3 protein-coding genes are annotated in these 14,908 nt (G+C 41.9%); all 3 read left to right on the top strand.

Annotated features, from left to right (window positions below; genetic code table 11):
- The first annotated feature begins 152 nt into the window (after positions 1-152).
- The 3 genes from AM629_RS02545 to AM629_RS02535 are packed head-to-tail and all read left to right on the top strand — an operon-like array spanning position 153 to position 14,388.
- Entirely contained in the window at positions 153-3,659 is a 3,507-nt protein-coding gene (locus tag AM629_RS02545; RefSeq protein ID WP_054475865.1) for a non-ribosomal peptide synthetase, read from the top strand.
- Entirely contained in the window at positions 3,656-8,365 is a 4,710-nt protein-coding gene (locus AM629_RS02540) for a non-ribosomal peptide synthetase (protein WP_083451857.1), read from the top strand. The genes AM629_RS02545 and AM629_RS02540 overlap by 4 nt, the downstream gene beginning before the upstream one ends.
- Positions 8,362-14,388: a non-ribosomal peptide synthetase gene (locus tag AM629_RS02535; protein ID WP_054475862.1), complete on the top strand. Its 6,027-nt coding sequence runs from the start codon at positions 8,362-8,364 to the stop codon at positions 14,386-14,388. Before AM629_RS02540 ends, AM629_RS02535 begins: the two co-directional genes overlap by 4 nt.
- Positions 14,389-14,908: the final 520 nt, after the last annotated feature.

Raw genomic sequence — 14,908 nt, 5'->3', positions numbered from 1 at the left:
TTCCTCTGTTTTGATAATAAAATCAAACAGCGTCGCTAATAGTTTTCGATTCCTATATGCTAACATGATTAGAAATTTTTTATTTTACAATTACGAATATAATAAATAATCACGTGTGTAAATAATCTGATATTATATTTTCGAGGAGATATATGAAAAATGCAGCGCAAATTGTGAATGAGGCTTTAAATCAAGGAATTACTCTGTTTGTTGCTGATAACCGATTACAATACGAAACTAGCCGTGATAGTATTCCTGCTGAATTATTCAGTGAATGGAAAAATTATAAACAAGAGTTGATCGACTTCCTGAACCAGATCGATGAAAAAGAAGAAATTCAAACATATCCGTTACAGAATATTCAACGTGATGGCAATGCAGAACATTATCCACTCTCATTTGCTCAGCAACGCTTGTGGTTTATCGATCAACTTACCGAAGGTAGCCCTCAATATAATTGTCCCGGATATTTGAGATTACGGGAGCAACTTAATTTCAACGCTTTTAAGGCGGCTGTAAAAAAGTTGCTTGAGCGTCATGAGGCGTTACGTACCCATATTAAAATTATTGATAATGAGCCACGGCAAGTCATAACACATTCCTATGATTTACCTATTACATTATATGATCTGACTGCATTCTCTGAAACTGAGCAAGAATCTCAAGTCAAAAGATTCAATAAAGAAGAAGATAACTTGGTTTTTAACCTCAGTACTGATTTGATGTTACGTATTCGCCTGATAAAGCTGGCCGAAGATGATTATGTGATTATCTATACCATTCACCATATTGCTTGCGATAGCTGGTCAATAGAAATCTTTGTCAATGAACTTATCACCTTATATCGCGCGTATAGTAAAGGAGAAATAGCCCCATTACCGCCACTTAAAATCCAATATACCGATTATGCTCAATGGCAACGAAATTGGCTGCAAGGCGATATTCTGAAAAAACAACTGGATTATTGGCAAACCCAGTTATCAGGTATTTCTCCACTTCACCGTTTTCCACTGGATAACCCACGACCAGAGAAACAGAGTTTTGAGGGACATCTTAATGATCAACGTATTTCAAAGGATTTGACACAAGAAATAAGCGCATTATGTCACCAACATGAAGTCACATTATTCATGTTTCTGGAGACAGCCTTTGCCGTATTGTTGAGTCGTTACAGTAATGAAAAAGACATTTTGGTTGGAACACCACTCGCAGGGAGAAGACACCATGATATTGAGCCTCTGATTGGCTTTTTTGTTAACTCTCTGGTGATCAGAACGGATTTATCCGGCCAGCCTACTTTCAGTGAGTTATTAAAGCAGAACAGTCGTACTATCTTGGATGCTTATGCACATCAAGATTTGCCATTTCAAATGCTGGTAGAAAAAATAAGCCCGGGACGAAACTTAAATTATAACCCTATATTCCAAATCGCTTTTACTTTGGAGAATACTCAGTGTGATATGGCACTGGTACGGGATAATAATATTGAGTTTGAAGAGCGTTTGCTTTTGAAAGTCCGATTTGATTTGGAAATTCATATTTATGAAGAAGAAGAGGGAGGATTATCCCTTTTATGGGTTTATGACAGCAGCTTGTTTAACAAGATGACTATTGAAAGATTACTCGCCAATTATGAAACCTTGCTTGCTAATATTGTTAGTGTCATGAAGCCATGTATTAGCTCCGATCTAATACACAAGGAACCTTCTGTCCATGACATTCCATTATTAGCAGAGGCTGAAATACACACTTTATTACATGAATGGAATGGCCCACAGGATCATAACCAGCATGGCGGCTGTTTTCATGAACTGTTTGAAGAACAAGCTGCCCGGCATCCTGAAAACACCGCCGTTATTTTTGACGGCAATTCATTAAGTTATCAGGAGCTAAATAAACAAGCTAACCAGCTCGCTCATTATTTGATAGAACAAAAGATCAAACCAGAAACATTGGTCGCGCTCTGTATTCCTCGTTCAATACGCGCTGTAGTCGCGCTACTGGGAATTATTAAAGCAGGCGGGGCTTATTTGCCGTTAGATCCCAGTTATCCGAAATCCCGTCTTCAATATATGTTGGAACACAGCGAAGCTGAGTTCATTCTGACTGAAACAAATCTGATAGAAAAACTCCCAATCAGCCAGCAGAAAGTCGTCTGTTTGGATACGGAGACAATACAATCACAATTGCAGCACATGCTTACGGGCAATATCACTGAACGCCCATTCCCACTAACGGAAAATAATCTGGCTTATGTCATTTATACCTCTGGTTCTACCGGTAAACCGAAAGGGGTTTTGTTGGAACATAAGGGGTGGGTAAATCTGGCACTTTCACAGGCGGGTTTATTTGGTGTTGATTCATATAGCCGGGGATTGCAGTTCGCTTCCTGGAGCTTTGACGCCATGATCTTAGAAATATCGATGACACTGGCATATGGAGCCGCACTTTATTTAATTTCAGAAACTCAACAGCATAGCCCTGAATATTTGGGTGAGTTAGTTGACAAACATCAGATTACCCATGCTGTATTACCTCCTGCTTTATTGCCGTACTTGGATTTTAATAAATGGCGTTCCGTTTCAACCTTACTTTTAGCGGGGGAAGCGGTACCACCACAGGTAGCTGTTCGTTGGTCACAGAATCGAAAATTGTTTAACGTATATGGCCCGACAGAGTGTACTGCCATTGTGACTTCCGGCTTATTAACGGATGACAAAATTACGATTGGGAAACCATTGCCTAATACCGTTATCCGTATTCTTGATCCATCAGGCAATTTAGTTCCTATTGGTGTTACGGGGGAGTTATGTATTGGCGGTATCCAACTGGCACGCGGGTATTTGAATTCTCCTGAAACAAACGCAACGAAATTTATGACTGATTTGACGGACAAATCCCAATCCCAACGTTTATACCGAACCGGAGATTTAGCCCGTTGGTTACCTGATGGTAGTGTGGAATTTATTGACCGGATTGACTCTCAAGTCAAGATTAGAGGATTTAGGATTGAGTTGGGAGAAATCGAAACTACATTGGTCGGACATGACGCCTTAAGCAGTGCTGCGGTTATTACTTATGGGAACGATAAAAGATTGATTGCCTATGTTTGTCCAACCAAAGATTGGCTGGATAAAAAAGGGCTGAAATTTAATACCGACAACGCTTCTCAATCTTCCGATATTAAAGCTGAACTTTCTGATCTACTTGAATCAGCGCTGAAAAAACAATTACCAGAATACATGGTTCCAAGCCTTTATATTCCGCTAGAACGAATGCCACTCTCGTTAAATAACAAAGTGGACAAAAAAGCATTGCCTATTCCAGATGAAAATGATTTCCGCCAACAAAGTTATGTCGCGCCAAGAAATGAAGTGGAGAGAAAAATTAGCCAGTTATGGCAAGAAGTGTTGGGCGTGAGTCAAGTCAGCATTTATGACAATTTTTTCATGTTGGGTGGTCACTCTCTTCAGGCAACCCGCCTTATCAGCTTAATACGCAATGATCTAAACATTGAAATACCGTTGAGCAGTGTCTTTAAGCATCCAACACTTGAGCGATTAGCACGAATCGCCACGATTCATCAGGTTAAAGAAAAGAGCAAACATCTCCAGGCTGGGCAAGAGACAACACAGGAACTATTGGAAGGTGATATATGAAAAATGCGGCACAAATTATCAATGAAGCTTTAAATCAAGGGATTACTCTGTTTGTGATTGATAACAAACTGAAATATAAAACCAGCCGAAACAGCATTCCGCCGGAACTGCTGAGTGAATGGAAACAATATAAACAAGAGTTGATTGATTTCCTGAAGCAAATCGATTCAGAAGAGGATACGGACACTCTCCGACTGCAAGGTATTCCGCGTTATGAGCGTGCGGAACATTACCCACTTTCATTTGCTCAACAGCGTTTGTGGTTAATCGATCAACTCACCGAAGGCAGTCCGCAGTATAACTGCACCGGTGATTTCAGGCTGAGAGAGTCACTCAATCTGAAAGCTTTTGAGGCGGCTATAGCAACATTGCTTGAACGTCATGAATCGCTGCGTACTTATTTCAAAATTATTGATAATGAGCCACGGCAGGTTATCGCGACCTCTTATGATTTGCCGATTACCATCCATGATCTGTCCACGCTTTCAGAATTTGAGCAGCAACAACAGCTTAAACAACTCGGTGAGCAGGAGTGGAAACAAGCTGTTAATCTCAGCACTGACCTGATGCTGCGTATTCGGTTGCTAAAATTAGCAGATGATGATTATTTCATTCTCTATACGATTCATCATATCGCCTGTGATGGCTGGTCGCTGGCAATCTTTATCAGTGAGTTGCTGACATTATATCGTGCTTATTGCCAAGGCGAGGGTAATCCTCTGCCGCCATTACCCGTTCAATATACCGATTATTCCCAATGGCAACGGGATTGGCTGCAAGGGGATATTCTGGAAAAACAATTGGATTACTGGCAAAACCAGTTATCAGGTATTTCTCCACTTCACCGTTTCCCGCTGGATAATCCCCGGCCAGAGAAACAAAATTTTGAAGGGAATGTTCATCCACAACGTATTTCAAAAGCGTTGACCCAAGAAATACGAGCACTGTGCGCCAAACATGAAGTGACGTTATTTATGTTTCTGGAAACAGCTTTTGCTGTGTTGTTGAGTCGTTACAGTAGTGAAAAGGATATTCTGGTTGGCATGCCACTTGCAGGACGAAGACATCGTGACACTGAGTCTTTGATTGGATTTTTCGTCAATTCTCTGGTGATAAGAACGGATTTATCCGGTCAGCCGACATTCAGTGAACTATTGAAACAAAATAGTCGTGCAATCCTGGATGCTTATGCACACCAAGACCTGCCTTTTGAGATGCTGGTGGAGAAAATCAGTCCAGAACGGAATTTAAATTATAATCCTATTTTTCAGATCATGTTTGCAGTACAGAATAATCAACGGGATACAACGCTGGAGCAGGATAGTATTGTGACATCTAAAGAACGTTCCCTGCTGACTACCCGATTTGATTTGGAAGTCCATATCTATGAAGAAGACGAAGGTGAGTTATCCATTGGGTGGATCTCTGACACCAGCCTGTTCAGAAATGCGACCATTAACAGATTAATCGCCAATTACGGAATTTTGCTGACCAATATTGTTGACGTGATGAAGCATCATGTGGGTATCAGCGAACCGTCTGTTCATGACCTTCCATTATTGGCGGATGCTGAACGGAATACCTTACTGCATGAATGGGGCGGGCCACAAATTCCTTACCCGACCGGAAAATGTTTCCATGAACTCTTCGAACAGCGGGTATCACAACACCCTGAAAAAAATGCACTGATTTTTGGCGATGACACCCTGAGCTATCACTCATTAAATGAACAAGCTAACCAATTGGCACACTATCTGCTTGAACAGGGGATCATACCGGACACGTTGGTTGCACTTTGCATACCAAGGTCATTGCAAGCAGTTGTGGCATTATTGGGTATTCTTAAAGCGGGTGGCGCTTATGTACCATTAGACCCCAGTTATCCGAAAGCCCGCCTCCAATATATGTTGGATCACAGTGAAGTCGAATTCATCCTGACCGAAACTCACCTCGTTGAAAAATTGCCAATCAGCCAGCAGAAAGTGATTTGTCTGGATACAGAGGTAGTACAGTCTCAGCTACAACATAGGCCTACGGATAATATTACTCAGCGCTCACTTCCGCTCACAGAAAATCATCTGGCTTATGTGATTTATACTTCCGGCTCTACCGGTAAACCGAAAGGGGTAATGCTGGAACATAGAGGGTGGGTTAATCTGGCATTCTCGCAAGCAAATTTATTTGGCATTGACTCACATTGTCGGGGGTTGCAGTTTGCCTCTTGGAGTTTTGACGCCATGATCTTAGAGATGTCTATGACCTTGGCCTATGGCGCAACACTGTATTTGATTTCCGAAACTCAACGGCGTTCCCCTGAATTGTTGGATGAAGTGGTTGAAAAATATCAGATAACCCATGCTGTACTACCGCCAGCCCTGCTTCCTCATCTGAATTTTAACCAATGGCGTTCGGTTTCAACCTTGCTTTTGGCGGGTGAAGCAGTACCACCACAGATTGCTGTTCGTTGGTCACAGAATAGAAAGCTGTTCAACGTATATGGCCCGACAGAATGTACATCCATTGTCACCACCGCTTTACTCACTGACGAGAAGATTACGATTGGAAAACCTTTGCCTAACGTTGTGATGCGTATTCTTGATCCGGAAGGTCATTTGGCGCCGATGGGCGTTATCGGGGAACTGTATATTGGCGGCGTTCAGTTAGCACGCGGTTACCGAAACTCACCGGAAATCACAGCAAAGCAGTTTATCCGTGATCCATTCAGCTCACATTCAACGGATGGCGGGGAAAACAAGCTTTATCGAACGGGCGATTTAGTACGCTGGACACCGGATGGTCAGTTGGAATTTATTGGCCGGGTTGACTCTCAGGTTAAGATCCGTAGTCACCGTATAGAGTTAGGTGAAATTGAGACAGTTTTGTCCGGGCATGATGCTTTAAGTAGTGCGGTTGTGATTGCTTATGGTCAAGATGAAGATAAAAAACTTATTGCGTATGTCTGCCCAAGTACAGAGTGGTTAGGTGAAAAAGCGGTTGAATTTAATGCAAGCAGCGTTGAGAACTGGACAGAAATTTTTGATGAGCAATACCGTCAACCTACAACGGCTAGGACTCAAAAAGGGAGTACTCAGCAAGGTGATGTAGTCGCATTAGACAGTGATTTCGGTGGTTGGATGAACAGCTATACTGAACAGCCGATTGCCCTTGAGCAAATGGGGGAATGGTTAGCAGGGATCATGCACAGGATTAAAGCCCTGCATCCTCATCACTTACTGGAAATTGGTTGTGGTACCGGATTATTGTTGTATCGCTATGCTGAATGGTGCGAATCAGTGGTGGCGACCGATATTTCGGCTGAGGTGTTAAATCGGCATCAACATATTCTGCAACAACGTGGCTGGTCACATGTGCAGCTCAGAAGAGGAGATGCACTCAACTTAGGAACATTGCATGCTGATGAATTTGATACTGTCGTGGTTAACTCTGTTGTCCAATATTTCCCTAATGTTCAATATCTGGAAAAAGTATTTGAACAGTTAATACCGGCAGTTGAAGCGGGTGGGAAAATTTTGCTGGGAGATATCCGCAACTTAGATCTATTAACCGCCCATGCTACAGCGATAGAGCAAAGTCACCTTAACGGGCAGCGTATTCAAGTAGGGACGCTAGCGAACCGTATTCAGCGGCGTTTACAACAAGAACCCGAGTTTTTACTCAGTCCAACTTATTTTGCCCAATTACCGGAGCGTTACCCTGACATTGGCCGGGTTGATATTTTGGTTAAACGTGGCATCGGCGACAATGAAATGTTACGTTATCGTTACGATGTGATATTGCACAAAAGAGATGAAAATACCCAATCTGGTAATGAGTGGTTGTTAAATTGGCATAATTTCGATTCTTTTGAAAGTCTACGTAATTTATTGCAGATGGGCGCGGAGGAGATATTAGGTGTTTCAGGTATCCCCAACGCCAGAATTAAAGATGACCTCACTTTGGCAGAAGGGTTGCGTCATTGGTCAGCTCATCAGATGATGACGCCACCAACAAATGCCGGCAGTTTCTCCCCACAAGCGTTACAACAGGTTCAGGAATTTGAATCCTTACTGCAATACGCTGAACAATGTGGTTATCAATGCGGTGTCACGTGGTCACAACAGCAACCTGATTTGCTGGATGTAATTTTTAGTCGAGGAGAGCTACCACCTGTACAGGCACGTACTGACTATAATCAAACCCATTTAGCTAATTATCCACAAATTTCCGCCATTAGTGGGGAACTTTCAGAATTACTCGAATCCGCACTGAAACAGCAATTGCCAGAATATATGGTTCCTGGTCTTTATATTCCTTTGGAACGAATGCCACTCACGTTAAATAATAAAGTGGATAAAAAAGCGTTACCGATCCCCAATGAAGACGATTTACGCCGACAAAACTATGTGGCGCCAAGAAATGAAATAGAAATTAAGATCGGTCAGTTATGGAAGCGGTTATTGAATATCAGTCAAGTAGGCATCTATGACAATTTCTTCACCTTGGGTGGACATTCACTTCAAGCAACCCGCCTTATTAGTTCAATACGTAACGAATTAGAAATAGAAGTTCCGTTGAGAAGTGTTTTTGAACACCCGACACTTGAGCAGCTATCACAGGTGGTCACTATTCATCTTATCAAAGAAAAAAGAAAACATTTCCAAGCTGGGAAAGAGACAGCGCAAGAACTATTGAAGGGTGAGATATGAGAAATGCCGCGCGAATTGTCAATGAAGCTTTAGAGCAGGGAATTACTCTGTTCGTTACTGATAACCGTTTACAATATGAAACCAGCCACAGCAGTATTTCACCAGACTTGCTCAGTGAATGGAAATGGCATAAACAGGAGTTGATTGATTTTCTGAACCAGTTAGATTCAGAAGAGCAAACTAAAACGCATCATTTTTTACAAGATATTCAGCGTGATGGTAAAGCAGAGCATTATCCTCTTTCATTTGCTCAACAACGACTATGGTTTATTGATCAACTGGATGGCGGCAGTCGTCAGTATAACTGTATGGGGGATTTCAGGCTGCGGGAATCCATTAACATAGAGGCGTTTGAGGCGGCCATTAAATCATTACTTGAACGCCATGAAGTTTTGCGTACCTATTTTAAAATTATCAATAACGAACCACGGCAATTTGTTGCCACGGATTTCGATTTACCGATTACACATCATGATTTATCAGCGTTAGCTGAAACTGAGAAAAACGATCAGGTAAAACACATTAGTAAGGAAGAAGAAAATCTCATTTTCAACCTTAATACTGATCTGATGCTGCGCATTAGGTTAATAAAATTGGCAGCAGATGATTATCTTATTATTTATACGATACATCATATCGCCTTCGATGGTTGGTCGATGGCAATATTTCTCCATGAATTTTTCACGCTATACAAAGCTTATTGCCTGGGTAAGGAAAATCCGCTACCGCGGCTAAGAATTCAATATACCGATTATGCTCAGTGGCAACAGGGTTGGCTGCAAGATGATGTGCTGAAAAAACAGCTAACATATTGGCAGAATCAGTTAGCCGGAATTTCACTAGTCCACCGTATGCCGCTGGATAATCCTCGTTCGGAAAAACAAAATATCGAAGGACGGCTTCATCTACAGCGTATTTCAGTACATCTTACTCAAGCAATCAGAGCATTATGTACCAAACATAACGTTACACTATTTATGTTCCTGGAAACGGCTTTTACCGTATTACTGAGTCGCTATAGTAATGAAAAAGATATTCTGGTTGGAACAGCCATTGCCGGCAGACAACATCCTGATATTGAACCTCTGATCGGTTTTTTTGTTAATTCATTGGTTATCAGGACAGATTTATCTGGTCAGCCGACGTTCAGTGAATTATTAAAACAAAACAGCCGTACCATTCTGGATGCTTATGAACATCAAGCTTTGCCGTTTGAGATGTTGGTGGAAACGCTCAGCCCGGAACGGAACCTAAACCATAATCCTATCTTCCAAATCATGTTTGCAGTACAGAATAACCAACGTGACACAATACTGGGACAGGATGATGTTATTGAACTCGGGGATAATTTATTTAGAACAACTCGGTTTGATTTGGAAGTCCATATTTTTGAAGAAGAACGGACAGGCGAATTATCTATAGTATGGATTTCAAATACCAGTCTGTTCGATAGTCGTACTATTGAAAGATTTATCGCCAATTACGACACCTTGCTTTCTGGCATTGTTGAAGTGATGACAGATGATTCAGTCAATAAAGAGCCCTCCATTCATGAACTGCCATTATTGGCAGAAGCTGAAAAGCATACCTTACTGCATGAATTAAATGGGCCACAGAACCATCACCCACACGGGTGCTTCCACGAGCTGTTTGAAGAACAGGTGGCACTGAATCCTGAAAAAACCGCGCTGGTTTTTGGTGAAGAGGCTTTAAGTTATCAGGCGGTTAATGCTCAGGCCAATCAGTTGGCGCATTACCTGATTGAGCAGGGTATCCAGCCAGATATTCTGGTGGCAGTTTGCCTGCCTCGGTCGTTGCAAACGGTGGTTGCACTGCTGGGTATTCTCAAAGCTGGTGGCGCTTATGTGCCTTTGGATGCCAGTTATCCGCAGGCCCGCCTGCAATACATGCTGGAGCACAGCGGAGCGGAGTTTATCCTGACCGAAACACCGCTGGTTGATAAATTGCCTATCAGCCAGCAACGCGTTATCTGTCTGGATGCCAAAACGGTACAGTCACATGTGCAAAACCTGCCCACAGGCAATGTTGTTCATCGTTCAGTGCCCCTGACAGAAAATCATCTGGCCTATGTCATTTATACCTCGGGTTCTACTGGCCGACCCAAAGGAGCAATGCTGGAGCACAAGGGTTGGGTGAATCTGGCACAAGCACAAGCCACATTATTTGGTGCGGATGCTGATATTCGCGGGTTGCAGTTTGCTTCCTGGAGCTTTGATGCTGCAGTGTTGGAAATGGCAATGACCCTAGCCTATGGCGCCATATTGTATTTGATTTCAGAAACACATCGTCGTTCGCCTGAGTGGTTGGATGAGATGGTTGAAAAACACCACATTACCTATGCCGTACTCCCGCCGGCGTTGTTGCCTCATCTGGATTTCAACAAATGGCGCACAGTTTCAACCTTGTTATTGGCAGGGGAAGCTGTGGCGCCGCATATTGTCGCGCAGTGGTCGCAGGGCAGAAAGCTATTTAACGTTTATGGCCCAACAGAGTGTACTTCGATTGTGACCTCCGCCTTATTAACAGCAAATAAGCGAGTGACAATTGGAAAACCGTTGCCGAATACCGTGATGCGTATTCTAAATTCCGACGGTAATCTGGTGCCTTTTGGGGCTGTCGGGGAACTGCATATCGGCGGCATTCAACTGGCACGCGGTTACCGGAATGCACCGGATATCACGGAAAAACAGTTTATCCGAGATCCTTTCAGCACTAATCCGGCAGATCGACTTTACTGTACAGGTGATTTAGTACGCTGGACGCCGGAAGGTGAGTTGGAATTCATTGGCCGCCGGGATTCGCAGGTCAAAATCCGCAGCCATCGTATTGAATTGGGGGAAATCGAGTCGGTGTTGGCGGGGCAGGAGATTTTAAGTAATGCTGTCGTGATCGCTGATGGTCATGACAATGAGGACAGGAAACTCATTGCTTATGTTTGCCCGAGTACCAATTGGCTGGCAGAGAAAGCAGCCGCTTTTAATGCAGATTACCTTGAAAGCTGGACAGAGATCTTTGATGGTCAGTATCGGCGGGAAATAACAGCAAATATTGCTACCGATACTCTTGATAAGAGTGATGACAAGAATGATTTTGATGGTTGGATAAATAATTATACCGAACAGCCGATTGCATTGGACCAAATGGAAGAATGGCGGGCAGGTACCATGCAGCGGATTGAATCCCTGCACCCCAGCAGCTTATTGGAAATCGGCTGTGGATCGGGCTTATTGTTGTATCGCTATGCTGAACGGTGCGAATCAGTATTGGCTACGGATATTTCAGCGGAGATATTGACACGGCACCAGAAAATTTTACAACAGCGTGGCTGGTCACACGTGGAGCTAATTAGGGGAGATGCACTGAATTTAGGCACAATCACGCCTGATCAGTTCGATACCGTTGTGATGCATTCCGTTGTTCAATACTTCCCCAATATTCAATATCTGGAAAAAGTCATTACCCAGTTATTACCCGCGGTTAAAACCGGGGGAAAAATTCTGCTAGGAGATATCTGTAACTTAGATTTGTTAACTGCACATATAACAGCTATCGAGAAAAATCGACTGAATGGGCAACGTATTTCGGTGGGTATGCTGGCAAACCGTATTCAACAACGTTTACAGAAAGAAAAAGAGTTTTTACTGAGTCCAACTTATTTTGCACAATTGCCGACGCGTTACCCTGAAATTGGCAGAGTGGATATTTTGGTTAAACGTGGTGTTGGCGACAATGAAATGTTGCGCTATCGTTATGAAGTGATATTACATAAGTGCGATAAAAATGCGGAATTATGTTGCAATTTACCCGTAACTTGGTGCGATTTTAATTCTATTGAAGATCTCTGTAATGTGTTAGAGACAGGGAAATTCGATACATTTGGTGTCTCTGGTATTCCTAATGCCCGCATCAAAGATGATTTTGATTTAGCAGAAGGGCTACGCCATTGGTCATCTAATCAGATTGTTTTTCTATCAAAAGAGGCTAGCGGTTTTTCTCCAGAAGCCGCAGAGCAAGTTTTGGCACTCGAATCCTTACTTCAATATGCGGAACAGTGCGGCTACCAGTGTGAACTTACATGGTCACAGCAGCAGCCTGATTTACTGGATGTGATTTTCAGCCGAGGTGAATTACCTCAAGTGCAGGCGCGCTCAGATTACAGCCAAACGCATCTAGCTAATTATCCGCAACTTCCTGCTATTAGTGGAGAACTCGCAGAGCTACTGGAATCCGCTTTGAAAAAACAACTGCCGGATTATATGGTGCCCAGTCTCTATATCCCATTGGAACGTATTCCACTGAATTTGAACAATAAAGTGGATAAAAAAGCGTTACCTATTCCGAATGAAAATGATTTACGTCGTCAGGCTTATATCGCACCGAGAGATGAAATCGAGGAAAAACTCTGTCAGTTATGGCAAGAACATCTAAAAATCAATCAAATTGGTATTTATGATAATTTCTTCTCGCTTGGTGGTCACTCACTCTTGGCCGTTAAAATAACCGCTTCCATAAGAAATATTTTAACCAATCATTTCAGTATGCATCAGCTGTTTGCAAATCCAACCATTGCACAGATTGCCAGTGTAATTCGTCACAGTCATAAGCATGAAATATCCGCACCGCAGACAACACACAATATATCTGATCACAATACATTTGATGGAAAAATGCCTATTTCTTATTGTCAGAAAATGTATTGGTATTTTATTCAGGAAGCGTTGTTGGAGGATAGTTTCCACGTACCCATTACTTTGCTGATGGAAGGAGAACTGAATCACAGTGCGTTGGCAAAAAGCTTAAATACTATCCTGGAACGACATGAAAGTTTACGTTTTAAGTTTTATAAAGAAAATGGGCAGATTTTCATGCAGCCTGATAACAATATGAAAATTAATCTTCAAGTTATCGAAGCGTTACCAAAAGGAATAGAGAAAGACCAAATTATTATTGAAATTAACAAGCTCTGGAAAGAAAAATTAAGAACACCTTTTGATGTTTATAATGGCCCGCTAATCAAGACATTCCTACTGCCTGTTTCGGAGACAACCACGGTATTATTGATTGATTTGCACCATATTATTTCCGATGGGTGGTCTGTTAATATCATTATGAATGAGTTTAAACAGTTATATACCGCTTATTCACAGGGGCAAGAAAACACGTTACCGCCAATTGCCATGCAATATTCTGGTTATGTTTATGACTTGCAAGAAATCCATGCGACTGAGATCGCTAAAAAACAAATTAAATTTTGGCAACAACAATTTGCGGATGTTAATCCAGAACGCGACTTTCCAGTTTCTTTCAGAAAACATCTGGCCTCAAAATATCGGTCTCATGCCCGTCATATCAAAATACCTGATTCGCTAGATAAAGCTGTTTTGCAATATTGTGAAACTCATAAAATCACACCTTATATGTTATTTATGGCTCTGTTCCACACTTGTCTTTTTATGTACTCCGGTGAATCACAACATATTGTTACCTCACCCAAAGTTGACCGAACTCGCATCGAAAGCCATCAAACAATAGGATTGTTCTTGGGTGACTTGATAGTAAAATCCAATATTAATCAGGAAATGAGCCTACAAGAAATCATTAAGCAGGTTAGTCAGTCTATTCATCACGCCATAGCGAATACTAATATCCACATGTCTGTTGTGATTGACGCGGTGGGAGAAAAGGCGAGGGAGGGCATATTTAACGTTCTGTTTAACTATTTGGATGCACAAAGTTTCTATGATTTTATCGATGTATCTAAAGATGAAAAATTATCATTGCCAAATCTCGATGTGGAAGTGATAGATACCGAAATAATTCCTTTTGAATCACTTGGGATGAATTTCTTATACATGCCACAAAATATCAAGTGTGAACTCAATTACAATCCAGAACTGTATACAGAAGCAGTCATGGATAAGATGGCTATATATTATGAACGACTGTTAAACGTCATCGTATCCGGCCAAGAAAAAGAGAGTATCAGTCAGTTTTATGACTAAATTTTTCTGAGATAGATACCCTATGGATTTCAAGATGCGTCGCGACGGCAAGGGAGCGAATCCCCGGGAGCATAGATAACTATGTGACCGGGGTGAGTAAGTGCAGCCAACAAAGAGGCAACTTGAAAGATAACGGGTATAAAGAGATTGGCCTCAGGGATGAGGCTAATTTTGACACCTGTTTCATGATTATCAAATTTCTTTTGATTTATGTATACCCTATAGATTTCAAGGTGCATTGCGACGGCAAGGGAGAGAATCCCCGGGAGCAGTATCTTCCGTGTTTTCTCCTGCTACTTATTTAACTGAACTTTATCGTGAAGCCCTCAATGTCCACACGGACAATATCTCCAGTCTTATCGTGATTTTTCGGAATTTAATATATCTAATTCCCCATTAACAGCAGTAAATAACTGATCGCTGATCACATTTCACACTATTCATTCTGACGGTCAATTAATTTCACATTAGAATAGTTTGATGATGTCACTATTAAATCATCAATATTCTCTGTGGAAAG

Origin of the sequence: Photorhabdus heterorhabditis, assembly GCF_001280945.1 — a bacterium.
GTDB classification, from domain to species: Bacteria; Pseudomonadota; Gammaproteobacteria; order Enterobacterales; family Enterobacteriaceae; genus Photorhabdus; species Photorhabdus heterorhabditis.
This window is presented reverse-complemented; position numbering and strand designations above follow the sequence as displayed.

Excerpts from the sequence above, each read along its gene's own strand:
- AM629_RS02545 (WP_054475865.1), top strand. The coding sequence starts at position 153 with ATGAAAAATGCAGCGCAAATTGTGAATGAGGCTTTAAATCAAGGAATT.
- AM629_RS02540 (WP_083451857.1), top strand. The coding sequence starts at position 3,656 with ATGAAAAATGCGGCACAAATTATCAATGAAGCTTTAAATCAAGGGATT.
- AM629_RS02535 (WP_054475862.1), top strand. The coding sequence starts at position 8,362 with ATGAGAAATGCCGCGCGAATTGTCAATGAAGCTTTAGAGCAGGGAATT.